At 64.5% G+C, this 23,447-nt stretch carries 27 protein-coding genes; 6 read left to right on the forward strand and 21 right to left on the reverse strand.

Going from position 1 to position 23,447, the window contains the following annotated elements; all coding sequences use genetic code 11:
- Window positions 1–4 precede the first annotated feature (4 nt).
- The 9 genes from trbJ to N5C18_RS16250 form a co-directional block, all read right to left on the reverse strand.
- Window positions 5–760: a P-type conjugative transfer protein TrbJ gene (gene trbJ / locus N5C18_RS16210; RefSeq protein WP_019726306.1), complete on the reverse strand. Its 756-nt coding sequence runs from the start codon at window positions 758–760 to the stop codon at window positions 5–7.
- A complete protein-coding gene (gene trbE, locus N5C18_RS16215; RefSeq protein WP_034112274.1) occupies window positions 757–3,222 on the reverse strand; it encodes a conjugal transfer protein TrbE in 2,466 nt (821 codons plus the stop codon). The genes trbJ and trbE overlap by 4 nt, the downstream gene beginning before the upstream one ends.
- 12 nt (window positions 3,223–3,234) lie before the next feature.
- A complete protein-coding gene (locus N5C18_RS16220; RefSeq protein WP_279945130.1) occupies window positions 3,235–3,507 on the reverse strand; it encodes a VirB3 family type IV secretion system protein in 273 nt (90 codons plus the stop codon).
- Window positions 3,504–3,896 carry a TrbC/VirB2 family protein gene (locus N5C18_RS16225; protein WP_034112278.1) on the reverse strand — a complete coding sequence of 131 codons (393 nt, stop codon included), beginning with the start codon at window positions 3,894–3,896 and terminating at the stop codon, window positions 3,504–3,506. Before N5C18_RS16225 ends, N5C18_RS16220 begins: the two co-directional genes overlap by 4 nt.
- Window positions 3,893–4,945, reverse strand: a complete 1,053-nt coding sequence (trbB, locus tag N5C18_RS16230; RefSeq protein ID WP_034112280.1) for a P-type conjugative transfer ATPase TrbB — start codon at window positions 4,943–4,945, stop codon at window positions 3,893–3,895. Before trbB ends, N5C18_RS16225 begins: the two co-directional genes overlap by 4 nt.
- Window positions 4,942–5,406: a CopG family transcriptional regulator gene (locus tag N5C18_RS16235; protein ID WP_034112282.1), complete on the reverse strand. Its 465-nt coding sequence runs from the start codon at window positions 5,404–5,406 to the stop codon at window positions 4,942–4,944. The genes trbB and N5C18_RS16235 overlap by 4 nt, the downstream gene beginning before the upstream one ends.
- Window positions 5,403–7,412 (reverse strand): conjugal transfer protein TraG, encoded by a 2,010-nt coding sequence (locus tag N5C18_RS16240; RefSeq protein WP_034112285.1) that lies wholly within the window; start codon window positions 7,410–7,412, stop codon window positions 5,403–5,405. Before N5C18_RS16240 ends, N5C18_RS16235 begins: the two co-directional genes overlap by 4 nt.
- A 217-nt stretch (window positions 7,413–7,629) precedes the next feature.
- Complete coding sequence (locus N5C18_RS16245) at window positions 7,630–7,860, reverse strand: EexN family lipoprotein (protein ID WP_034112288.1); 231 nt, start codon at window positions 7,858–7,860, stop codon at window positions 7,630–7,632.
- Between the two features lie 33 nt (window positions 7,861–7,893).
- Window positions 7,894–8,799 (reverse strand): LysR substrate-binding domain-containing protein, encoded by a 906-nt coding sequence (locus N5C18_RS16250; RefSeq protein WP_034112290.1) that lies wholly within the window; start codon window positions 8,797–8,799, stop codon window positions 7,894–7,896.
- Window positions 8,800–9,348: 549 nt separating this feature from the next.
- Between N5C18_RS16250 and N5C18_RS16255 the strand changes: the two genes are divergently transcribed.
- From N5C18_RS16255 to N5C18_RS16275, 5 genes are all read left to right on the forward strand, one after another.
- Window positions 9,349–9,735, forward strand: a complete 387-nt coding sequence (locus N5C18_RS16255; RefSeq protein ID WP_034112292.1) for a thioredoxin family protein — start codon at window positions 9,349–9,351, stop codon at window positions 9,733–9,735.
- Window positions 9,735–10,463 carry a cytochrome c biogenesis CcdA family protein gene (locus tag N5C18_RS16260; RefSeq protein WP_034112294.1) on the forward strand — a complete coding sequence of 243 codons (729 nt, stop codon included), beginning with the start codon at window positions 9,735–9,737 and terminating at the stop codon, window positions 10,461–10,463. Before N5C18_RS16255 ends, N5C18_RS16260 begins: the two co-directional genes overlap by 1 nt.
- Window positions 10,464–10,593: 130 nt before the next feature.
- Window positions 10,594–11,274: a YiiX/YebB-like N1pC/P60 family cysteine hydrolase gene (locus N5C18_RS16265; protein WP_200997041.1), complete on the forward strand. Its 681-nt coding sequence runs from the start codon at window positions 10,594–10,596 to the stop codon at window positions 11,272–11,274.
- A complete protein-coding gene (locus N5C18_RS16270; RefSeq protein ID WP_034112296.1) occupies window positions 11,271–11,843 on the forward strand; it encodes a carboxymuconolactone decarboxylase family protein in 573 nt (190 codons plus the stop codon). The genes N5C18_RS16265 and N5C18_RS16270 overlap by 4 nt, the downstream gene beginning before the upstream one ends.
- A gap of 61 nt (window positions 11,844–11,904) precedes the next feature.
- Window positions 11,905–12,885 (forward strand): HPP family protein, encoded by a 981-nt coding sequence (locus tag N5C18_RS16275; RefSeq protein WP_196680222.1) that lies wholly within the window; start codon window positions 11,905–11,907, stop codon window positions 12,883–12,885.
- Window positions 12,886–12,910: 25 nt separating this feature from the next.
- Here N5C18_RS16275 and merA read toward each other — a convergent pair whose 3' ends face one another.
- Genes merA through merT form a run of 4 tightly spaced genes read right to left on the reverse strand, consistent with a single transcriptional unit; the run spans window position 12,911 to window position 15,708 of the window.
- A complete protein-coding gene (merA, locus tag N5C18_RS16280; RefSeq protein WP_034112300.1) occupies window positions 12,911–14,593 on the reverse strand; it encodes a mercury(II) reductase in 1,683 nt (560 codons plus the stop codon).
- A gap of 37 nt (window positions 14,594–14,630) precedes the next feature.
- Window positions 14,631–15,053 (reverse strand): organomercurial transporter MerC, encoded by a 423-nt coding sequence (gene merC, locus N5C18_RS16285; protein ID WP_034112301.1) that lies wholly within the window; start codon window positions 15,051–15,053, stop codon window positions 14,631–14,633.
- Between the two features lie 15 nt (window positions 15,054–15,068).
- Window positions 15,069–15,344: a mercury resistance system periplasmic binding protein MerP gene (gene merP / locus N5C18_RS16290; protein WP_034112302.1), complete on the reverse strand. Its 276-nt coding sequence runs from the start codon at window positions 15,342–15,344 to the stop codon at window positions 15,069–15,071.
- 13 nt (window positions 15,345–15,357) lie between these two features.
- Entirely contained in the window at window positions 15,358–15,708 is a 351-nt protein-coding gene (gene merT / locus N5C18_RS16295; protein WP_034112303.1) for a mercuric ion transporter MerT, read from the reverse strand.
- A 71-nt stretch (window positions 15,709–15,779) separates the two neighbouring features.
- On the opposite strand from merT, the gene merR reads away from it, so the two are divergent.
- Window positions 15,780–16,187, forward strand: coding sequence for an Hg(II)-responsive transcriptional regulator (gene merR, locus N5C18_RS16300; protein ID WP_034112304.1), 408 nt, complete (start codon window positions 15,780–15,782; stop codon window positions 16,185–16,187).
- A 191-nt stretch (window positions 16,188–16,378) separates the two neighbouring features.
- Here the strand turns inward: merR and N5C18_RS16305 are convergent, their stop codons facing one another.
- From N5C18_RS16305 to N5C18_RS16340, 8 genes are all read right to left on the reverse strand, one after another.
- On the reverse strand, window positions 16,379–16,834 hold the full coding sequence (locus N5C18_RS16305) for a DUF302 domain-containing protein (protein WP_034112305.1): 456 nt from the start codon (window positions 16,832–16,834) through the stop codon (window positions 16,379–16,381).
- A 13-nt stretch (window positions 16,835–16,847) separates the two neighbouring features.
- On the reverse strand, window positions 16,848–17,357 hold the full coding sequence (locus tag N5C18_RS16310; protein WP_052229528.1) for a DoxX family protein: 510 nt from the start codon (window positions 17,355–17,357) through the stop codon (window positions 16,848–16,850).
- Entirely contained in the window at window positions 17,350–18,138 is a 789-nt protein-coding gene (locus tag N5C18_RS16315; protein ID WP_034112307.1) for a DNA-binding domain-containing protein, read from the reverse strand. The genes N5C18_RS16310 and N5C18_RS16315 overlap by 8 nt, the downstream gene beginning before the upstream one ends.
- Window positions 18,122–19,015, reverse strand: coding sequence for a DUF692 domain-containing protein (locus N5C18_RS16320; RefSeq protein ID WP_052229529.1), 894 nt, complete (start codon window positions 19,013–19,015; stop codon window positions 18,122–18,124). Before N5C18_RS16320 ends, N5C18_RS16315 begins: the two co-directional genes overlap by 17 nt.
- Before the next feature lie 69 nt (window positions 19,016–19,084).
- A complete protein-coding gene (locus tag N5C18_RS16325) occupies window positions 19,085–19,477 on the reverse strand; it encodes a DUF2282 domain-containing protein (protein ID WP_236253122.1) in 393 nt (130 codons plus the stop codon).
- Between the two features lie 167 nt (window positions 19,478–19,644).
- The gene (locus N5C18_RS16330; RefSeq protein ID WP_034112311.1) at window positions 19,645–20,208 is read right to left on the reverse strand and encodes a sigma-70 family RNA polymerase sigma factor; all 564 of its coding nucleotides are present in this window, start codon (window positions 20,206–20,208) and stop codon (window positions 19,645–19,647) included.
- 310 nt (window positions 20,209–20,518) lie between these two features.
- On the reverse strand, window positions 20,519–20,986 hold the full coding sequence (locus N5C18_RS16335) for a DUF6789 family protein (protein ID WP_034112313.1): 468 nt from the start codon (window positions 20,984–20,986) through the stop codon (window positions 20,519–20,521).
- A gap of 114 nt (window positions 20,987–21,100) precedes the next feature.
- Window positions 21,101–23,095: a relaxase/mobilization nuclease and DUF3363 domain-containing protein gene (locus tag N5C18_RS16340; RefSeq protein WP_034112315.1), complete on the reverse strand. Its 1,995-nt coding sequence runs from the start codon at window positions 23,093–23,095 to the stop codon at window positions 21,101–21,103.
- Window positions 23,096–23,447 lie beyond the last annotated feature (352 nt).

Raw genomic sequence — 23,447 nt, forward strand, 5'->3', positions numbered from 1 at the left:
CCCGTCAGCGGTTGTAGAAATGGACGGGCTGCGGCGTGTACGGCGTGCCTTCGCCCAGGAAGCGGCGCGTCACCTCGCGCCCGCGCTCCGTGGCCGCGGCCTGCCTCGCCAGCTCCAGCGAGGCGGCCCGGTCTTGCGTGATCTGGAGCCGCTGCGTCTGGATCGACTGCTTGGCCTGCAGGGCGAGCAACTGGTTCATGGCCTGCATCGCCTGCAACGCGCCCTCCGCCGACTGGCTCTTGCCCACGAGGTCGGCCAGCACGCTTTCGTCGTCGCTCAGGTTCTGCGACGCTTGGGCCTGCATCTGCATGGTGGTCTGCAGGCCGTTGAGCGTGTTCTTCCAGCGCTCCTGCGCATCGAGGTACATCTGATTGCCGCTCACCGTGGCGGCGTACTTCTCGGGGTACAGGCGCGAAAACTCGCGGTCGATGTTCGTCACGTCGTAGGCCAGGCCTTTGGCCTGCGCGATGAGGCGCTGGGTGGTCGCCAGGTTCGCGCGCAACTGGCCCACCACGCTGGACGGCAGGCTGGCCAAGTTGCGCGCCTGGTTGATGAGCATCTGCGCTTCGTTCTGGAGCTGGCGGATCTGGTTGTTGATCTGCTCCAGCGTGCGAACGGCGGTGAGCGTGTTCTGCACCAGATTGGTCGGGTCGAGCACGATGTCGCCGACGCCGAACAGCGCGTGCGCGGGCTGCGCGATGCCGAAGGCGAGCACGCAGGCGGCGGTCAACGCGGCGAGCTTGGGAGCATGGGTTTTCATGGGTGGTTCTCCTGCGGATGGGTGGGAACAAAGGCGGCGCCCGGCGGCGTGCCGGGGAAGTCACGCAGCAGCTCGGCCGCCCAATCGAGGCTGCGGTGGCGCAGCCATGCGGCTGCGAACGTGGAAGAAGCGGTGGAAGCCACGGTGAGCACCGCGTCGATGTCGCGCTGGTCTTGCGGCGTGGAAGCGCCCGCGAAGGCCAGCACCGCCGGCCCCAGGTCAAGGTCGAACAGGCGATTGCCGAGACGGGATTGGTAGTAGTAGTCGCGCTTGGGCTGCGCGGTGGCGACGATCTCGATCTGCCGGCTGTTGAGGCCGAAGCCTTCGTAGATCGTGCGAATCTGCGGTTCTGTCGCCTGCGGATTGGCCAGGAAGATGCGGCTGGCGCAGCTCTCAATGATGGCCGGCGCGATGCTCGAATCCTTGATGTCCGCGAGCGACTGCGTGGAGAAGATGACGCTGACGTTCTTCTTGCGCAGCGTCTTGAGCCACTGGCGAATGCGCGCGGCAAACGCGGGCTCGTCGAGGAACAGCCACGCCTCATCGAGGATCAGCAGCGTCGGCGCCCCGTCGAAGCGCTCATCGAAGCGGGCGAACAGATAGCGCAGCACCGCCTGCACCGCAGCCTTGCTGTGCATTAGCTCTTCCATCTCGAAGCCTTGCACGTCGGCCATGCCCAGTCGGTCGCGGTCGGCGTCCAGCAGCTTGCCGTGGGCACCGCCCAGCACATAGGGCGCGAGCGCCTGGCGCAGCGCGTTCGATTGCAGCAGCACCGACAGGCCGGTCATGGTGCGCTGTTCCACCGGCGCACCGGCAAGGCTGCCAAGTGCCGACCAGACCGCCGCCTTTTCTTCGGGGCCGACGGCGACACCTTCGTGCAGCAAGCGGCCCTCGATCCATTCGGCGGCCCAGGTTCGGTAGCCATCGCGGTCGATGCGCGCCAAGGGCTGGAAAGCGATCTCGCCATCCAGCCCGAGGTCGTAGTGCTCGCCGCCGAGGCCCAGGATCGTGGCGCGCATCGAGCGCCCCATGTCGAACGCGAAGATGCGCGAGCCGCGATAGCGGCGGAACTGCATCGCCAGGGTGGCGAGCAAGACCGACTTGCCCATGCCGGTCGGGCCGGCCACCAGCGTGTGGCCCACGTCGCCGATGTGCGTCACCAGCCGGAACGGTGTCGCGCCTTCGGTGCGCGTGACGATCAACGGCGGGCCGTCGAGGTGTTCGTTCTTCTCCGGCCCGGCCCACACGGCGGACACCGGCATCAGGTGCGCCAAATTCAGCGTCGAGACGATGGGCTGGCGCACGTTCGCGTAGGCATGCCCCGGAATCGAGGACAGCCACGCATCCACGGCGTTGAGCGTTTCGGGGATGGTGACGAAGCCGCGCCCCTGGATGACGCGCTCCACCATGCGCAGCTTTTCATCTGCCACGGCGGGATCGGCATCGAGCACCGTTACCGTGGCGGTGAGGTAGCCGAAGGCCACTTGATCGCTGCCCAGCTCCTGCAAGGCGGCGTTCGCGTCGGCGGCCTTGTTGCTGGCATCCGTGTCCACCAGCGGGCTTTCCTGCTGGAAGATCGTTTCGCGCAGCAGCGCGATGACGTTCTTGCGCTTGGCGAACCACTGGCGGCGCAGGCGGGCGAGTTCTTTTTCCGCCTCGGATTTGTCGAGGCAGAGAAAGCGCGTGCTCCAGCGGTACGCAAACCCCAGGCGGTTGAGGTCGTCCAGAATCCCCGGCCAGGTCGAGGTCGGGAAGCCCCGCACTGTCGCAATACGCAGGTGCTGGTCGCCCAGCATCGGCGCGAGGCCGCCGACCAGCGGGGCATCGGCCAGCAGCGCATCGAGGTGAAACGGCACTTCAGGTACGCCCACACGGTAGCGCCGCGTCGAGATAGCCGCGTGCAGGTAGGTCAGCGTCTGGCTGTCGTCCAGCCAGGCAATCTCCGGCATCACGCCATCAAGCAGGTCAAAGACGCGATCTGTTTCCGCGATGAAGGCGGTCAGTCGCTCGCGCCAGTCCACGCCTTCGGTGGGACGGTTCTCGTACAACATGCCCGCCGCGCGGGCGCGGGATTCCTCGGGCGGCAGGTACACCAGCGTCAGGTGGTAGCCGCTCTCGAAATGGTTGCCCGATTCCTCGAACGCTGCCCGGCGTTCCTCGTCCACTAGCCAAGACAACGGTTCGGGAAAGTCGGAATGTGGGTAGTCGGCCGCAGCGCGGCGCTCGGCCTCGATGAACAGCGCCCAGCCCGAGCCCATCCGGCGCAGCGCGTTGTTCAAGCGGGCCGACGTGGCGATCAGCTCGCCTTGCGTGGCGCTGTCGAGGTCAGGCCCGCGAAACCGCGCCGTGCGCTGGAAACTGCCGTCCTTGTTCAAGACGACGCCCGGCGCGATCAGCCCGGCCCAGGGCAGCCAGTCGGCCAGCAGCGCGGGCCGCTGGCGGTATTCGGCAAGGTTCAGCATGGCGGCGTCCCCTCACACGTCCAGCAGCGGGCGGTGCTTGATGTGCCGGGCCAACACGGCCATGAACTGCGGATCGACACGCGCACCCCAGACCGCCAGCGCGTGGCCGACGATCCAGAGCACCACGCCCGGAATCCACAGTTGCAGGCCCAGCCCGACGGCGGCGGCCAGCGTGCCGTTGGCAATCGCCACGGTGCGCGGTGCACCGCCCATCAAGATCGGCTCGGTCAGCGAGCGATGCAGCGGCACCTCGAACCCGGCCGCGAAGGTGTCAGACCCGCTCATACGACAGCTCCGCCGGAGAAGCTGAAGAAGGACAGGAAGAAGCTCGAAGCCGCGAAGGCGATGCTCAAGCCGAACACGATCTGGATCAGCTTGCGAAAACCGCCCGACGTGTCGCCAAAGGCGAGCGCCAGGCCCGTCGCGATGATGATGATGACCGCGACGATGCGCGCCACCGGCCCTTGAATCGACTCCAAAATCGACTGCAACGGGCCTTCCCAGGGCATCGAGGAGCCGGCGGCCTGCGCGGTGCCGGCCAGAAACAGCAGCAGCGCGGACAGCAGCAGCCCTTGCGCCGCAGGGCGACCCAGGCTGTGCAGCCGCGACCGTGTGGGCAGGCGCAAAGCCGGATTTGCAGAAAAACGGAAAGCAGGAACGATCATCTGCGTCATGGCAGTTCTCCAGGTTGGTCAGGGGACGGGGAAATCGCCGCAGCGGGTGCGGCATCGGGAAGTGGCAGCAGCTCGGGGAACGGCGTCTCCAGTGCGTCCGCCAGTTGGTAGCCCACGCCGTCGAAGCCGACGACGCGGGCGATGCTCTCGATGCGGCGCTTGCGCCCACGCCCAGCGATGTGGATCACCACGTTGACCGCCTCGGCGATCAGCGCACGCGGCGGGTTCACCGCCACTTCGAGAATCAGTTGCTCCAGGCGCAGCAGCGCGCCCAGTGCGGAGCCGGCGTGGATCGTGGCGATGCCGCCGGGGTGGCCCGTGCCCCATACCTTGATGAGATCCAGCGCCTCGGCGCCGCGCACCTCGCCAACGACCACGCGATCCGGGCGCAGGCGCATGGATGAGCGCACCAGCTCGGTCATGGACACCACGCCAGCGCGGGTGCGCAGCGGTACGTGGTCGCGGGCCGCGCATTGCAGTTCCACCGTGTCTTCGAGCACCAGCACGCGGTCGCCCGTGGCGGCTATCTCGGCGAGCAGAGCATTGGCAAGGGTCGTCTTGCCGCTGCTGGTGGCCCCGGCGATCAGGATGTTCTTGCGCTCGCGCACAGCGCGAACCAGAAAGCCCGCCTGTGCGGCCGTCATCATTCCCTCCACGACGTACCGCTCCAGCGGAATGACGCCGATGGCGCGCTTGCGCAGCGCGAAGGCCGGCCCCGGTGCAGCGGGCGGCAAGATGCCCTCGAAGCGTTCGCCGGTTTCGGGCAACTCGGCCGATAGCAGCGGCTGGCCGCGATGCACTTCCGCACCGACATGGGCCGCGACGAGGCGGATGATTCGCTCGCCATCGGCTTCGGGCATCTCCACGCCCATCGGGGCGCGACCCGAGGACAGGCGATCCACCCAGAGGGTGCGATCCGGGTTGAGCATGATTTCCACCACGTCCGGGTCTTCGAGCGCGGCGGCGATCAGCGGCCCCATTGCCGTGCGCAGCATCTGGATACGTCGGTCAAGCGCCGCAGTGGTCATGGATTGGGGAGTGGTGCTCATGACGCACGCTCCTGGGCCTGGGCGGCTGCCGCCGTGCCCCCCATTCGCATCGGGTCGGGATGCAGTTCCTCCACCACGTCACGCACGAGGCTGCGCCCGCGCAGCAGGTGGCGGCCGAGCTGTTCGACGAACTGCTCGAAGCGCGCCTTGCCCTGGGCGCGGGCCGCGTCTTGGTGGGCCTCGGGAACCGGCGTGCTGACCGTGAGGTAGTAGCGGATGAACAGCGCCAGCGTCTCGATGGCGATGTTCTGGTCACGCTCCATGCGCTCGGCTTGGCGCGACAGCCGATCCAGCCGCTTGGCGATGGCCGCTTCGCGCTGGTCGGCCGCGTCCGGCGACAGCCAAGACGCTAAGGCGGCAGCGACGATGCTGGACTTGGACACGCCTTTCTTGGCGGCCAGTTCATCGAGCCGCTGGGCGTGCTCGGGCTGGATAAAGAGGTTCAGGCGGTAGTGGCTCATAGCTCGATTCCGTCGTTGGGGTCGAGGGATGCCAGCCGGGCCGTGCGCTGCATGGCCGGATCAAGCTGGCGCGGAAGGGGAAGCGGCAGGTCGTCGTCGTCATCGAGCAGGCCGAGGTCGGCCGCGGGCGCGGCGCTCTCGGGGTCGTAGGCGACGGCCTCAGTTAGCTCTGGCTGGCGGCGCGGGCAGCCGTCGTCGGCCGTACCCAGGTGTTCCAGGCCATCGGCGGATGACGTAGCCGGTGCGGCAGGCGTCGGCGGAATCGCCAGTCCGCTCCAGTCGTCGGGGCGTACCGGAGGAACATCGGCATAGCGCCCGGCAGCGAGCACAGGCGGTGACAGCACGCGCCGCTTGAAATTGCTGTCTGCGTAGTAGCGCAGCTTCTTGGCCTTGATCGGCGCGACGCTGGAGACCATCACCACGGCCTCGTCGGGCGGAAGCTGCATGACTTCGCCCGGCGTCAGCAGCGGGCGGGCCGTCTCCTGCCGCGACACCATCAGGTGGCCCAGCCACGGCGCGAGCCGATGACCAGCGTAGTTGCGCTGCGCGCGTAGCTCGGTAGCGGTGCCAAGCGTTTCGGAAATGCGCTTGGCGGTGCGTTCGTCGTTGGTGGCGAACGTCACGCGCACATGGCAGTTGTCCAGAATCGAATGGTTCTGCCCATACGCCTTGTCGATCTGGTTGAGCGACTGCGCGATGAGAAAACTGCGGATGCCGTAGCCCGCCATGAAGGCCAGTGCCGTCTCGAAGAAGTCGAGCCGGCCCAAGGCCGGGAATTCGTCGAGCATCAGCAGCAACTTGTGGCGGCGCTCGATGCCATCGCTGCCGTCGAGTGATTCGGTGAGCCGCCGGCCGATCTGGTTGAGGATCAGGCGGATGAGCGGTTTGGTGCGCGAAATGTCCGAAGGCGGCACCACGAGGTACAGCGATACGGGGTGCTCGACGGAAATGAGATCGGCGATGCGCCAGTCGCAGCGCGAGGTGACTTCGGCCACCGTCGGGTCGCGGTACAGGCCGAGGAACGACATGGCCGTGGACAAGACGCCCGAGCGCTCGTTGTCCGACTTGTTGAGCACTTCGCGCGCCGCAGAGGCAACCACCGGATGCGGGCCATCGCCCAGATGGGGCGTGGTCATCATCCGGTGCAAGGTCAGCTCGAATGGGCTGGCCGGATCGGAGAGGAAGTTGGCGACGCCGCGCAGCGTCTTGTCCTCGCCCGCGTAGAGCACATGCAAGATGGCCCCGACCAGCAGCGCGTGCGAAGTCTTCTCCCAATGGTTGCGCCGCTCCAGCGCGCCTTCGGGATCGACCAGAATGTCCGCGATGTTCTGCACGTCGCGCACTTCATGCGCGCCGCGTCGCACCTCCAGCAGCGGGTTGTAGGCCGCCGACTTCGCATCCGTGGGGTTGAACAACAGGCAATGCGAGAAGCGCGAGCGCCAGCCGGCGGTGATCTGCCAGTTCTCGCCCTTGATGTCGTGGATGACGGCGGACGCGGGCCAGGAAAGCAGTGTCGGCACCACCAGGCCAACGCCTTTGCCGCTGCGCGTGGGCGCAAAGGTCAAGACGTGTTCTGGGCCTTCATGGCGCAGGTACTGCCGGTTATGCTGGCCGAGGAACACGCCGGCTGGCTGCGTTAGACCCGCCTTGCGAATGTCCTCCGCGTTCGCCCAGCGGGCCGAGCCGTAGGTGGTGACGAGGCGTGATTGGCGCGAGCGCCAGATCGACATGCCGATGGCAACCAGCACGGCGACAAGGCCGCTGCCGCCGGCAATCGCGCCGCCAATGTCGAAGACACGCGGTGCGTAGGCGTCGAAGAAGAACCACCACTCGAACAGCCGCCACGGGTGATAGACCGGCGTGCCCAGGAAGTCGAACCAGGGCGAGCCAAGGCGTACTTGATAGCCAAGGGCTGCTGCCGTCCATTGTGTGGCTGCCCACACGCCGGCGATCACGATGCCGAATACGACGGCAATCTGACCGAACAGCACGTTCGTCCCTTGCATGACCTTGTCTCCAATCACGGCACACGGAGGTGCCGCAGCACTGAGGATCAAGGCGCGTGCGCAGGTCGGTCAAAGGCCGTTCTGGCGGCAATTCAGGCTGAAAAGGCCAGATTTCTTGCAAGGGCGAAGACAATAAAAACGCCGCGAACGCGAGCGCGTTGCGGCGTGATGAGGTAACGGCGCGAATTCTGTCGCGGCGTAGCGACTGCGAGGGGCGCTACTTGGATTTCTGCTCGGGTCGATCACCGAAGAAGCGCCGATTGGCGGCTTCGGCCGCGCGCACGCAGAGTTCGTCGCCGACCTTCGCGCGATCCTCCTTGCATTGGCGCTGGAGTTCCTTGATGCGCTCAGGATGGGCCACAAGGTAGTCCACAGTTTCCGAAGGTTGGGATTGACCGCATGCCGCCAATGCGGCGGCGATCATCAGCAGCGGTAGCAATTTGTTCATGGCTCCAGTCCTTTCATCGCAGTTCTGGAAATCTTAGGCAGTGCCAATGTCATCTGTTGAATCGAGGCAAGCAACTCGTTCAATGAAGCGAGTCAACATCTCGCATGGCTCCATGTCGCGGCGAAGTAGATAGGTTGTCAACATCGGTGGTTGTCCCGCTAACGGCCGACCTATGACGCCAGGCTCGCGGCTGCCTGTGATGTGCGCCGTGCCGGCCAACCCCAATGCAATTCCAGCAGAAACGAGTGTCATCATCAGATCGAAGCTGGCGACGTGCTGGACGATCAACGGCTCTTGTTCATGTTTGCGCAGGATACGTTCGACCTGCCGTGCATGGCCCTCGCATACGGCTGGATCGCCCAGAACCAGCGGATGGCGCAATACTTCCTCCAACGGAACGCGCTTATAGGCCAGCACCGGATGGCGTGCCGGCACCGCCAGCATCAATTCATCTTCCCAGGCGGGAGCAACCAAGATGCCATCACCCACGTCATCTGCCATCGAAAATCCAGCATCGTATAGGTCATCGTGAAGACCCTTGATCTGCTGGGCTAGTGGCACTTCAAACAGCCGTATCTCTACTTCGGGATCTTCTTCACGGCATCGTGCCAGCAAGGCCGGCAAGCGCGAAGGCGTCACACCATCGGACAAGGCGATGCGCAACTGACCGTGAAAGCCGTTGGCAGCGGATTTGACGCTATCGCGCGCTTGCTCCAATGCAGCGAAGATGCGCGGCACGTGCTCCAAGAGTAGTCGGCCAGCGCGGGTCAATTGCGTGCTGCGGGTGGTGCGAACGAAAAGGCGTGCGCTAAGTTCTTCCTCTAGTTCCTTGATGGTACGGGATAGCGGCGACTGGTCAATGTGCAGTCGTTCGGCGGCACGAGCGAAGTGGAGTTCCTCCGCAACCGCAAGAAAGCATCGTAGATGACGTAGCTCCATGTTCGTGGATCGAGCTACAGCAGCGACTTGCGCTCGTTGCGAACCCGAATGGCTTCCATTAGTCCCGCGAGCCAGCAGGCGGGACACCCGCGCATAAGATAGATGGCCAAACCAAATAGCCCTGCCGCAGGCCAAAAGTTAGGGGTTAAAACGATGGCGCCCGCAATGGATGTCACGGCCAATGCGCCACGAACCAATTGCGCTTTAACAGAAGTGCTGCAATACATGATGCGCTCCTATCACCTGGGAACGGTGCGACGGGAAGAACTGAGAGATGCTGAGGACGCCCCCCTTGGGCGGCCGCACTACTCCCTCCTGCCAATAAGAGGGGCGCAACCGCCAAAACGGTTCGCCGCATGTGCAAAAAAGCTGGCCCTGCCAAAAGCGGGGACAGATTCCGCAGTGCGGCCTCGCAGATTTTTTTCGCTCGGATGCGAACCATCTTGACGACTCCCCGCCTCTTAGGAAGAGGCCGTCACTCTTGGCGACCGTGTTCGCCCGCGCGAGTCATCGCCTTGGGCGGTTCTCCCCTTATTCAGGATTACGCCCATGAAACTACGTATGACCGCCGCCTTTCTCGCTCTTGCCACGTTCGCCAGCATCGCCAGCGCCGGGGAGATCAAACCGTTCAGCCAAGCCGAGTTCGACCGTCTGACGCAGGCTGGCCAGCCCGTGGTAGTGGACGTCAGCGCGACGTGGTGCCCGACCTGCAAGGCGCAGAAGCCGATCTTGGAAACCCTAATGAAGCAGCCCGCCTACAAGGACGTGACCTTGCTGACCGTGGACTTCGACAGCGAAAAGAGCACCGTCCGGGCCTTCAAGGTCAGCATGCAAAGTACGCTGGTAGGCTTCAAAGGCACCCAGGAAGTGGCCCGCTCCGTGGGCGACACCACCGAGGCCGGCATCGAGGGCCTGATTCAGAAGACCACGCGCTGATGACGCTCGGCCTCGGTTCCTACGGCCTCGGACTGCTCGCGGGGGTGCTTTCCACGCTGTCGCCTTGCGTCCTGCCCATCGTACCGATCCTGATTGGCTCGGCGGTCAACGCCCATCGGCACGCGCCGTTGGCCCTGGCGGGCGGCCTCGCTCTGTCCTATGCCATTGTCGGCACGGCGCTGGCCTGGGCAGGCGCCTCGCTCGGCATCGACACAACGATCTTCCGGGGCGTGGGCGCGGCCGTCCTGGGACTGTTAGGCGTGGTGCTCATGTCCAGCGCCCTCCAGCAGCTGTTTGCGTCGCTGACGGCCGGCATCGGCAATGCCGGGAACGACCTGCTTGCGCGTGTCCAACTGGACGGGCTGACGGGGCAGTTCGTGGTGGGCCTAGTGCTGGGGCTGGTCTGGAGTCCCTGCGTGGGGCCGACGCTTGGCGCGGCCATCGTTCTGGCCAGCCAGGGTACGAACCTGGCGCAAGCAGGCTCGATGATGGCGGTGTTCGGTATCGGCGCGGCATTGCCCCTGGTTGCACTGGCCTATGTGTCGCGCAGCGCGATCGGCCGCACGCGATCCAAGCTCCTGCACGCCGGCAAGGCCGGGAAAGTCCTGTTGGGCGCGATCATGCTTGCCCTGGCCGCCCTGATCCTGACAGGCGCCGACAAGCCGATGGAAGCATGGCTTGTGGAACATTCACCGGCCTGGCTCACACAACTGACGACGAGGTTCTGAGCCATGCCGCGCCCGAATTTCACCTTCGTTTCGACAGGGTGACGCCGTGGGAAACATCTTGGACAGCATCGCGCGCCGCTGTGGAGAAGGACTGAGCCGCTACCTCAGTCGGCCCCACCATGTGCATAGCGTGGCCCCGCCGACCGATCCAGACCTTCTCATGGCGTGCCTGCAGCCCGGCGACGTGCTGCTGGTCGAAGGTCAGAGCCGGGTCAGCGTGGCCATCAAGTACCTGACCCAATCCACCTGGTCGCACGCGGCACTGTTTGTCGGCACGGCCGGCAGGCCGACCGATGCCGAAGGGCGGCCCCGTTGCTTTCTTGAAGCCGATCTACGCGAAGGCGTGCGTCTGGTCAGCGTGGCCGAGTTCGCCGATCTGCATACCCGAGTGTGCCGGCCCGTGGGCCTGACCGCTGCCGAGATTGACACCCTGGTCGGCACGGCGGTGGCTCGGCTGGGCCATCAGTACGACTTGAAGAACGTGATCGACCTGGCCCGATATCTGTTGCCCACGCCGCCGGTGCCGGTGCGTTGGCGCCGTCGCATGCTCGGCCTGGGCAGCGGCGACCCCACCCGCGCCATCTGCTCGACGCTGATCGCCCAAGCTTTCCAGTCGATTCGCTATCCGATCCTGCCGCTGATCGAGACCGTGCCGTCGCAGGACCCGATGTGCCCCGGCTGTGTGGCCGAGATTCTTCATGTGCGGCACCACAGCCTGTTCGCCCCGCGCGACTTCGACGTCTCGCCCAACTTCGCCATCATCAAACCCAATCTGGAAGCCGGAATATTTCCACTTAGGAGCACTCCATGAACGCCAAGCTGACACTGCCTCTTCTTACCGAAGACACCGCCCCTGAAAGGAGCCGCGAGTTCCTGAGTAACACGCGCAGGAAGCAGGGATTTGTTCCCAACATGTATGGAGAAATGGCCCACGCCCCTGGCGCGCTCTCGACCTACCTCCATGGGTATGACTGGTTCCGCAAGGAATCCGGCTTCACGCCGGCCGAGCAGGAAGTCGTGCTGCTGGTCATCAGTCGGGAAAACGGCTGCCACTACTGCGTGGCCGCTCACAGCATGATCGCCGAGAAGGTATCGAAGGTGCCGCCGCAGGCGCTCCAGGCAATCCGTGAGGGCACGCCGATGGATGACCCGAAGCTGCACGCCCTTACCGCCTTCGTCAAGGACATGGTGCAGACGCGGGGCAATCCGTCGCAGGCGAGTTTGCAGACCTTCACCGACGCGGGCTACAGCGAGCAGCAGGCTCTACAGGTGGTGCTCGCCATCGCCGTCAAGACGATCTCGAACTACACCAATCACCTGTTCGACACACCCGTGGACGCGGCCTTTGCGTCCTACGCTCTGCCGATAGGGACGAAATAAGTACGGCGCCCCACCTTGGAGTCAACCATCACTTGCCCGAGGTGGGCCTTCAAGAAAATGGATGTCGTGGATGGAAGGCATGAGATTGTTTGGTATACGGCGATCGTCGCTGCCGTGGGGATTCTTTGGGGAGTTGCTGACGGCGCTCTACATGGGTGTCATCGCGTGGATCGCGGCGGCCACGCATGTTCACTACATTCTTTTTCCCGAACTAGGCGCCCTGGCCCATGACATCATCAAGCGACCGCACGGCACCTGGGCCAAAGCGCCGGGGATGCTGGTTCTCACACCGCTTCTTACCGGGCTGGTAGGCACGATCTTCGCCCGAAGCATGGGCAGCGGGATCGTGCCGATCCTGCTGGCGACCGCAGCCGCGATGCTCATCATCCGCATATTGAAGTCATCGATTGCCCCGGCCATTTCGGCGGGCGTGCTGCCAATCTCACTCAACATCACAAGCTGGTACTACCCGGCATCGTTGCTGGTCGGCCTGATATTGCTCGCCGCGATCTCCCTTGTCTGGCCTCGCTTCGTCCCGCTACCGCCGGTGCGAACCGCCTCCGATGTGGCCGATGACGTTACCGAGGAAACTCCAAGCACCTACTCGTGGCTCCCGTTCTTTCTGGTGTTTCTGGTAGGCACGGCGATTCTGGCCGAAGCCACGGGTTGGCGGTTGATCCTGTTCCCGCCGCTTATCGTGATCGGCTTTGAAATGTTTGCCCATGCGGACGTTTGCCCTTGGGTCAAGAAGCCGCTGCTGCTGCCGGTCGCGTGTACCCTGAGCGCATTGATCGGGGTTGCACTGGTCACGACGTTCGGGGGCGCCCCGCTGGCGGTGATCTCCAGCGCGGCATGCGGCATCCTAATCTTGCGATTATTCGATCTGCACGTGCCGCCGGCGCTCGCCGTGGGCCTGCTGCCGTTTATCATCCCAGCCGTCGATTACCGATTCGCGGCCTCCGTGGGCATTGGCACCTTAACTCTGACCATGCTGTTCCTCGTATGGGGCAGGCTGAGAAGGATGCGCCTTTCACCGTCCTGAGGGGGCGCAACCTTCTTAGCTTTTGCTATCCAGCGCAGCACGATAGCTGCTTCACGTCCTTGCTGAAGGTCTGCGCGGCGAGCTTCAGGCCCTCGACCATCGTCAGATACGGGAACAACTGGTCGGCCAGTTCCTGCACCGTCATGCGCGCGCGGATCGCCAGCGCCGCTGCCTGGATCAACTCGCCCGCTTCTGGGGCCACCGCCTGCACGCCGATCAAACGGTGGCTGCCTTCCTCGATCACCAGCTTGATGAAGCCGCGCGTATCGAAGTTGGCGAGCGCGCGCGGCACGTTGTCGAGGGTGAGCGTGCGGCTGTCGGTCTCGATGCCGGCGTGGTGCGCCTCCTGCTCGCTCAAGCCCACGGTAGAGACCTGTGGGTCGGTGAACACCACCGCTGGCATGGCGGTCAGGTCCAGCGACGCGTCGCCGCCGGTCATGTTGATCGCGGCGCGGGTACCAGCCGCCGCCGCGACGTAGACGAACTGCGGCTGGTCGGTGCAGTCGCCGCCGGCGTAGATGTCCGGGGCGCTGGTGCGCATGCTGAGGTCGATCTCGATGGCCCCTTGCTTGTTCACCGCCACCCGGGCGGCTTCGAGGTTGAGGCTGCGCGTATTAGGTGTGCGGCCCGTCGCCACCAGCAGCCGGTCGGCACACAGTTCGCCATGGTTGGTGGTCAACACAAACTCGCCGTCCACGTGCGCGACCTGGCTGGCTTGCGTATGTTCCAGCACCTCGATGCCCTCCAAGCGAAACGCCACCGTCACGGCTTCGCCGATGGCCGGGTCTTCGCGAAAGAACAGCGTGCTGCGCGCCAGGATCGTGACCTTGGCCCCAAGCCGGGCGAAGGCTTGCGCCAGCTCAACAGCCACTACCGATGAGCCGATCACGGCTAGGCGTGCGGGAATCGTGTCGCTCACCAGCGCCTCGGTTGAAGTCCAGTAGGGCGTGTCCTTGAGGCCTGGGATCGGCGGCACCGCCGCGCTCGCGCCGGTGGCGATCAGGCAGCGGTCGAACGAAACCACGCGCTCGCCGCCCTCGTTCAGCCGCACGGTGAGGTTGCGGCCGTCCTTGAAACGGGCTTCGCCCGCTAGCCGCATGATGGCTGGGTTGCCGTCCAGGATGCTTTCGTACTTGGCATGGCGCAACTCATCGACGCGCGCCTGCTGCTGGGCCAGCAGCCGTTCGCGCAGGATCAGCGGCGGGTTCGCCTGGATGCCGCCATCGAACGGGCTTTCGCGGCGCAGGTGGGCGATGTGGGCGGCGCGGATCATGATCTTCGAGGGCACGCAGCCGACATTGACGCAGGTGCCGCCGATGGTGCCGCGCTCGATTAGCGTCACCCGTGCGCCGCGTTCGACGGCCTTCAGCGCCGCCGCCATCGCGGCCCCACCGCTGCCGATGACGACAATATGCAGGCCGCCGTCGTGGCTGGCCTTGTCGCCGCCGTCGACCCAATCGCGCATGCGGTCGAGCAGTCCGCCTTTGGGAAGCGCGTTCGACGCATCGGCCAGCGCCGCGCGGTAGCCGAGTCCGGCGACAGCCGCGATCAGGGCATCGGGTGAAGTGCCGGCCGCGATGGCGAGCTGGGCGCTGCCCTTGGTGTAGGACACTTCGGCCGATTGCACGCCAGGCACGTTTTCCAGTGCTTCCTTGACGTGGACCGCGCAGGAGTCGCAGGTCATGCCGGTGATCTTCAACTGTGTCATGAAGTCATTCCTTTCAATTCGTTGTGGCGCAAGCCAGTCAGCCGTGTTTCGCGGGCAGTTCGCAGCCGTCAGGACCGCAGCGGCGGTTGGCCTGAGATACCAAATCCCAGACCGAAACGACGGCCATCAAGGCGATCCCCGTATAGACCAGGGGCCGCATCCAAGCGGTGCCAAGCAGCCAGACCGCGCCCACGATAACGATGGCGGGACCGACCATACCCAGCAGACTCCGGTGCCATTGCCGGTGGCGTAGCCAACCGAGCGCGTTGGCCGCAAGCGCCAATGCAGCAAACAATGGCAACAGCCTGGAAATGAACAAGCCTTCGTATTGCTGGAGAAAACCCAGCCCGATGGCCGCGCCTAGGCTGGCGAGTGCGGGAAAGCACATTGCGCAGCCCATCGCGGAGACGAGGGTGCCCAATGCCCCGGCTTTGTCGGCGATACGCGCAATCGGTTTCATGGCATCGCTCCCGGTTTAGCGCTTGACGCTGGACGGATAGCCCGCGTCTTCGGTGGCTTTGGTCAGCTTCTGGACGCTGGCCTTGGCATCATCAAAGGTGACGACCGCTTCGCGCTTCTCGAAGGTCACATCGACTTGGCTGACGCCCTCGACCTTGGAGAGCGCCTTCTTGACGGTGATCGGGCAAGCGGCGCAGGTCATGCCGGGCACGGCCAGCGTGACGGTCTGGGTAGCGGCCCACACTGGAACGGTGACGGCAACGAGCGCAAGGGAGGCAAGCAGTTTTTTCATGGTGAACTCCCGATCAATAGAAGAAAGGCAACACGTAGGGAAATCCGAGCGCGACCAGAACGAGCGCTGCCACGATCCAGAAAATCAGCTTGTAGGTGGTGCGAACCTGCGGGATCGCACACACCTCGCCCGGCTTGCAGGCAGTTGCCGGCCGGTAGATGTGTCGCCAGGCGAAGAACAACGCCACCAGCGCCGCGCCGATGAAGATCGGGCGATACGGTTCCAGTGCGGTCAAGTTGCCGATCCAGGCACCGCTGAAGCCCAGAGCGACCAGAACCAGTGGCCCCAGGCAGCAGGTCGAAGCGAGGATGGCGGCCAGCCCGCCGGCGGCGAGGGCGCCGCGCCCGTCTTGCGATTCCGACATCAGGTTCTCCTTTCGAGGATTTGCTCGTTGGAGTAACGTTACTTCCGTAGTCAACTACGGAGTCAAGCGGAATGGAAAACACCTTGGAAAGCCTGACCATCGGCGCCTTCGCCAAGGCAGCCGGGGTCAACGTGGAGACGATCCGCTTCTATCAGCACAAAGGGCTGCTGCCGACGCCGAACCGGCCCTACGGCAGCATTCGACGCTACTGCAGCGCCGACGTGGCGCGGGTGAAGTTCGTGAAGGCGGCGCAGCGGCTGGGATTCAGCCTCGATGAAATCGGGGAGTTGCTGAAGCTGGAGGACGGCACCCATTGCAGTGAAGCAGCCGACCTTGCCGCACTGCGGCTGGCCGATGTTCGCACCCGCCTGAACGACCTTATGCGGATGGAACAGGCGCTGTCAAAATTGGTGAACGAATGCTGTGCGCATGAGGGCCATGTGTCCTGCCCGTTGATTGACGCGCTGCATGGCGGTTGAACTGGCATATGGACGGCTGCTGACACTACGGCGTGATCGCAGCGTTCGTCAGTACCGCCCTCGATTGCCGATTCGCAGGCTCTGTGGACATTGGCGCCTTGTCTCTGAACATGCTGCCCCCAGTATGGCGCAGGCGGAGCAAAACAGGCGCTTCACTGCCCTGACGGTGAGGCCAAGACGGACGAGCGCGCTCACTTCCGAATCGCCTCCTGCGTCATGCCGCCCAGCGCCTTGGAGATGTTTTCCACGACGGGGCCGCAGTTGTCGGCGCCATGGCGCGATGCGAGATACTTCGGATCGTTGTAGCCAAGCCACACTTGCCCAGTCGCGTCCTGCCAGGCCAAGGCCTTGAGCGGAAGGTCGATACCGGCAGTCTGCGCGCATTCCATCAAGGGGGTGCCGCCCTGGGGATTGCCGAACACCAGAAGCTCGGTCGACCGCAAGTCCTTGCCGACCTTCTTCGCGCCCTGCGCGTGATCGAGGCGCAGGAAGATATAGATGCCCCGAGACTTGGCGGCCGTCTCGAAACGGTCAATCGTTTCCTTGACACTGTACGGGCTTTGTACCGCAATCAGCCCATCGGCAGCTCCGGCCCCCGAAGCAAAGAAACCTGCCATCACGAGGGATATGGCGCGCAATGCAAGCATGCTGACCTCCTTGTCAGGCCGAAGCCTCGCAATGCTCCAAGAAGCCGCGAATCCCATGGTCGAGTGAAAGCCGGCCCGGCCCGATAGCGATCAGGGCAATCGCCATCGTCGCCCAGGGCAAATGAAAGTTCGCCCACCCGTCCGGCACGATGAGCTGGATCACCGCCGTCATGCCGAGCAAGCCCAGGGCACTCATGCGCGTGCCAAGTCCGAGAATCAGCAGGATCGGAAAGATGATCTCGGCCGATCCACTGGCGAAGGCGAGTACGTCCGGCGCAGGCAGGTCATAGACCTTCCCCAGGATGTGCAGCTTGAATTCATCTTCAAACAGAAAACTCGCCGCTGGCGACAGCGACAGGAGACCGTCCCATTTGGTGAGGCCCGACTTGAAGAAGGGCAAGGCCAGCGCCACCCGAAGGAACAGCGGCGCGGCCATGCCGGCGATCTTTGCCAGCCAGTGCAATGCACAGTTCGCCGCGCCAAGTATTCCGGGCCAACCTTTCGGCACTTGGAAGTTACTCATGATCGTTCTCCCCGGCTTCCAACGCGAAGCCGACAAAGGCGCCCATCTGGATCAATTCCCGCAAGTTCTCCGACAGGTCAAAATCGCCGTCGGTGGCGAGGGCCGTTTCCATGGCCTGCGATAGCGTCAGGCCCTGGCCGAGCGCGGCTACGAAGTCATGGCTCGCGGGAAGTATCTTGCGCACGTCCACCTCGGCGTCGGGGCGTAGCACCATCGTGTCCTGCGCTTCGGAGAGGTCAACGGGTGCTGGCGTGCCATCCGAGGTGTTCATCCTCCAGATGGTGAAGGCTGGGAATGGCGAACGCACCAGGCGCACGGAAGGGTGGAGCCGAAACCGCAGCATGGAAGCTTGGTCAGGCGGTACTCCTGCAAGCACGCTGGGCGCCAAGGGTTCTGCCTCGTGCGCGTGGTACGCCTCGGTCGCGGCGCGCTCGATGCGGGCCACGTCGGCGAGATAGGGTAAGGGTTCCGCGGGTGGAAAGGACGCGATGAAGTCCGGGAACTCGGCGCCGTAGTGCAGCAGCACCGGCGAGCTGGGCGGCGTGGCGGCCGCGAAGACGCGGGCCATCGCCGCGAAGAATTCGTCGCCCACCAGCTTGACGACGCAGGGAAAGCCCGCGCGCAGCGCGTCCGTCAGGCCAACGAACACATTGTTCCGATAGACGGCAAAGCGCCGTGCGCTCGGCTCGCCGTCGGGGCCGACCAGCCCCTCGGGCACCGCGCGTTCCGGGTCGAGCAGCGCCGAGGCGAATTCCTCCAGGCGTTCAGCCAAGCGTGCCATGGCGTCGCTCCTGTACGTTGGACATGCCCATCAGCACATCGGCCATCACGGCCTCTGTTTGCAGCTCGGGCCATGCGGGAATGTTGGAATCCCACTCGATCAGCGTAGGGACTGGCCCGATGCATTGGATGACCTGCCTAAAGAGGTTCCACACCCGCTCATCCACTCTTTGGTCGTGTGAGTCGATCAGCAAAGGGCGTCCCTTCTCGTCCGTCTGAAGGGAGTGGCCGGCCAAGTGGATTTGCTGCACATGGTCGAGGGGGAAATCGTTGATGTAGGCGCGCGCGTCCCATTGCTGATTCGTGCTCGCCACGTGGACGTTGTTCACGTCCAGCAGCAGACCGCACCCGGTTCTCCGGGTGATCTCCCTGATGAAATCCGTCTCGCGCCATGTGCTCTCCTTGAACCAGATGTAGGTCGCGGGGTTCTCCAGCAGCATTTGCCGGGCCATAGCTGTTTGCACCTGGTCGATGTGCTCGCAGATGCGGTTCAGCGTGTCGTCGGTGTACGGCACCGGCAACAGATCATCGAGGTAGCTGGTGCCATGTGAAGACCATGCCAGGTGTTCGGAAAGCAGGCCGGGTTCGTACCGCTCGTTCAGCGCCTTGAGACGCAGCAAATGCGCTTGGTCGAGTGGCCTGTCGGCACCGATGGACAGGCCCACGCCGTGCAACGACAGGGGATAGTGTTCTCGGATGGCCGTCAGGTAGCGATGGGGCGGGCCGCCAGCGCCCATGTAGTTTTCCGCATGAACTTCAAAGAAGCCCATATCCGGCCGCGTTTCGATGATGGTTCGGTAGTGGTCGGCCTTAAGGCCTACGCCGGCTCGCGCAGGGATTCCCCGCCCGGCGGCGTGCGCAGTTTGGTGAATGCCCATGTTGATCCTCGTTGTCACAAGCTGGCGGGCGGGGCGACAGGCCACCGCCCACCAAGGTGAATGCTCGCGTCAGGACTTGGCGCTGAGACTGCCGTGCCCGTTGGGCGTCGAGATCGTGGTGCAGGTGCCCTTGGCGACCAGCTTCCAGGCGTTCCCCTGGTAGTCGGCGGTGCTGGTACCCGCGCAACTTGTGCCGGCGCCGGCGAAGCAGTCGTTCTGCCCCTTCAGGGCAACGCCATAGCACTTGTCGAACTTGCCGGTCTTCATCATCTCCATGCTCTTGGCTTGGTTCTCCTGCATCTTCTTCTGCATGTCGGCCTGGCTCATGCCCTGCGAAAAGGCGGGGGCGGCGAAGGCTGCGACAAACGCCGTGGCGACGGCGGCGGACAACATACGGTTTGACATTGTGATCTCCTGATAGGAAAGAAGCAGCCGAGTGAGCTGCGGGTAATCGGCCAGCAATCGCCAGCCTCATTTCCTAAGAGGCGACCGCCGTGCAAAACGGTTCGGTAGAAAGCAAAAAAACCTCAATCACTGGCCTGGGCCTAGCAATTGAGGGTTATCCATGACAATGCGCAAGAAATTGCCGCCTCGCTTGGCGAGGCGGCCCGGACGAGGACTCAGCTTGGCTATTTCGTCGGTGTGCGGTGTCCGTGCCCCGAGGATGGTTCTGAACTGAGCATGTATTCGCGCACTAGCTCGCGGGCACGATGGAGCCGACTCTTGATCGCGCCGGGCTGCTCACCCAACTGAGCAGCGATCTCGGCAATGGTCAATTCCTCGAAGTCGCGCAGAAGTACCACTTCGAGGTAATGGGCAGGCAACGACTCCAGGGCATTGGCAAGATCGATTCTCAATTCATCGTCGGGACGATGAAGCAGCAGCTCCTCGGCTACTTCATCAGGCAGTGGCTCGTGCTTGAACATCATCCGCGCGAGCTTGCGGCATTCGTGCTTGATGACCGTGAACAGCCACGATGAAAAGGCCGCAGCCGCTTTTAGCCCGCTGACCTTGCGAGAAATGATGAGTAGTGATTCTTGAACCGCATCATCAACGTCGCTCGCATGGCAGTGCTTGTACGCATAGCGGCGTGCATCGGCTTGGCACACTGCCAGCAGACGGGAAAGGGCGGCCGCGTCTCCAGTCTGTGCCGCCATGATTAAATTGTTGCGGTCGCCAACAGGGGTGCCCATGCTGATCTCCTGTGCTGACTCGATGATTGGTTAATTCAGCGAGCCTTTATTTGTATTTCGCTCCGATTCTCGGGTCTTCGGCTACGATTCCTAATTTTCTGATAAACACCTGTCGCAAGCAAAGCGGGAGCTGCTACAACGCAAACCGGGCAGACAAAGCCTGCTAAAACGCTGGTGGCTGTCACATAGCTACCCAGTCCAAGGCCCAACCCGACGTAGAGCGTACTGTTATCCGGCGGAATCTCGCGTTCCGCCGTAGCCTCTGTGTCCTTCATCATTTTCGTATCCTCAATATGGCAATTTCTGCTCATTAAGAAGTTGCAGTCCGAACAGCGCACGAATTGGCATTGAGCCGACCATAGGTGTAGCCCAGCACTGCGCCCCAAATGAGGTGCATCATCAGGGTCATCATCGGCGCCATCATCCCCAGGTTCATCCCGAACAGGCCTGCGTCGGCCATTGGCATCGGACCGATCATCATCATGAGCCAAGCTAGCAAGGAAAACGACATTCCCTTGAGCAGCGCACTGCGCCCTGGCAGCCTGCCATACAGCAGTTGGAACAGGATGCCCCACACGACGGTGCCAATCATGAAGTGCGCCACCCATCCGACCATGGGCGAAGCCGGCATACCCATTTTTGCGTGCGCCATCTCCGTGAGCATGGCGATTGGATTCAATTCGGGCATCAAGCCCATGGCGCCCTTCATCAGCATCAGCAGCGACAGCGCTACAGTGGCGACAAATCCAGCCACCATCGAACGAACGTAACAAGACATGGTTACAAGCTCCTCAAGGTTGGGGATCGTTGATCCCGGATTGGATGGAGGCACCGACTGCTCCCATTTTTCCTATAAGAGGCGCCGAACTGGAAAAACGATTCGGTTGATCCGCTAAATTGTTGGGCCGAGTTGCCGTCCCCACCTCCAGGACACCTGCCCGCCGCGCACCGTTGCGGCGATTTGCTGCCCCAAGCGCTGCTCGATCACCGGCCGCCACGGCACGAGGCTAAATCCCATGCCGTCATCCAGCATCGCGTAGCGCCCGCTGGCAAGCATGACGCTGCGCCGGTAGATGCCGGCCACGCGCTGCCCGTCGGCCACGGGTCGATGCTCCAGGCCGGTGTCGGCGGCAATGTCCTTGGCGGACTGCGCCAGTTCCCGGTTGCGCAGCGTGCCCAGCAGGTTGCGCGCCAGGATCACGCGCTGCCCGCGCCGCTCGGCCAGCCCCTGTTCGGCCAGGAAGTCGGCGCGCTGCTGCATCGCCTGCTTGGCCTCACCGCCAAAGCCCAGGTCGCCCAGGCCGGAGCCGCCGCCGATCAACTGCTGGTCGAGCCAGGTGGCCCCGATCACGCGGGCCTGCCGCTCGATGGGCAGGTGCGATTTCAGCTCCACGGCTACGCCGCCCAGGCGTTGCGCGTCGTAGCGGCGGCCCTGCTCGGGCAGGTCGCCCGGCACCTTCCATAGCCCCTCGGCCACCCGCTCCACGATGCCCGCCCGGCGCAGGGCTTCCAGCCTGCGGACGTGGGCCGCCACGACCTCCTGCGGGTCGCGGCCGGGCACGGCCTGGCCCTGCGCGATGGCGAGGTGATGGTCGGTGCGGTACAGGCCATCGCTCGCCAGCGCGGCGATGTTCTTGTCGGCCGCGCGCACGTCGGCCGATCCCTTGACCTCCACCACGGCGCCGGTCGGGTAATTCGCCAGCTCGTCGTGGGCGTTGAGCGCGACGTAGTGCGCCTTGCCGTCCACGCCGTCGATGACCAGATAGCCCCGATCACGCAGTTCGTCGGCCAGTCCTTTCGCGGCCACGCGCCCGAGGATGCTGCGGCCACTTCCATCCGCGTCCTGCCCTGGCTCGAACACCGCCAGCTCGCGCGGCTCGCCGCGCATGGCCCGCTGCATGGTGCGGATGATGTCGCCGCGCTCGCCCAGGGCGCGCAGGGTCTTTTCCGCATCGGCATGCACGGCCCAGGTGCCGGGCTGCGTCTCGTCGGCCAGGCCCAGGCGCTGCAAGCGTTGCAGGCGGCCGATCAGCAGCAGGCGCTGGCGTTGCAGGCGGGGTTCGTTGAGCCGTTCGACATGCACCAGGCCATCGTCGCCGGCCTCGCGCTTCAAGGTGCGATCCAGGCTCGTCCACCGCTCTTGCTCTACCTCGTGCTGCAAGGTCTGCTGGATCTCCAGCTCGGTGCGCGGCCCCAGCCATTCGGTCGCCAGTTCGGCGGCGCGATGGCGGAAGCCATCGGCAATGTAGTCGCCCGCGATGATGAGGTCTTTGCCCGTGTCGTCGCGCCCGCGCACGACGATGTGCGTGTGCGGGTTGTCGGTGTTCCAGTGGTTGACCGCCACCCAATCGAGGTCCGTGCCCAGGTCGGCCTCCATGCGGCCCATGAGATGCCGCGTGTAGGTACGCAGGTCTTCCAGCTCCGCGCCATCCTCGGGCGAGAGGATGAAGCGGAAATGGTGCCGGTCGTCGGCGCAGCGTTCCTTGAAGGCGTCGAGGTCGGCCACGTCGGTCTGCGGCCCGTAGGCTTGGCCCGGCTCGCCGTCGCGGCCCACGCCGTCGCGCTCGATGTAGTGCAGGTGCTTGGCGAGCGACTGCGGGCTGGCCCGCTGGTGATTCACCAACAGCGTCTTGATGGTCACGCGCCGAGACATGGGCGTCAGCTTCGCCCCGGCGAAGCGCGCCGCTGTGTAGCCGCGCCCCAGTCGCGAGCCGGGCCGCTGGCCCGTGCCACCCGTCGCGCCAGGACGGCGCATCGTGGACTTGCCGCTGCTGGCCTTGCCTGCCTGCTTGAGCACCTTGGAAACGAAGCTCTGGCCTTGGCCCTTGCCCCGGTTCTTCGGGGCGCTGGGGCGCACGCGGAAATCGTCATCGCGGCGGTCAGTCATGGTCGTTCTCCCTGCAAGCTCTGGCGTGTCTGATCGTGCGAAGCACGCGGACATGCCCGTATTGGCGCGGGCCTCGCGCCACAAGCGGCACGGCGGCAAAGCCGCGCCGTGCTGCGCCAACCCCACGTGCAGACTGGCTTTCGACGCGGCCCGGTGCCGCGTCCTTTTGTCTTGCCTTCCGCCTTTGCCCCTCGCTGGCGCTCCGGGCAGCGGCGGCCCGGCGGCGCTGCTGCGCGAGCAGCCAGCACGCCGGCGAACGCGGCGACGGCCACAGGCCGGGCGCGTTCGAGGCAAGACGCCTGCACACGGGAAGGCAGCGCGAAGTGCGGCGCCCGATACGCAGGATCGGCGC

It is taken from the genome of Stenotrophomonas sp. GD03930 (genome assembly GCF_029839665.1).
GTDB classification, from domain to species: domain Bacteria; phylum Pseudomonadota; class Gammaproteobacteria; order Xanthomonadales; family Xanthomonadaceae; genus Stenotrophomonas; species Stenotrophomonas forensis.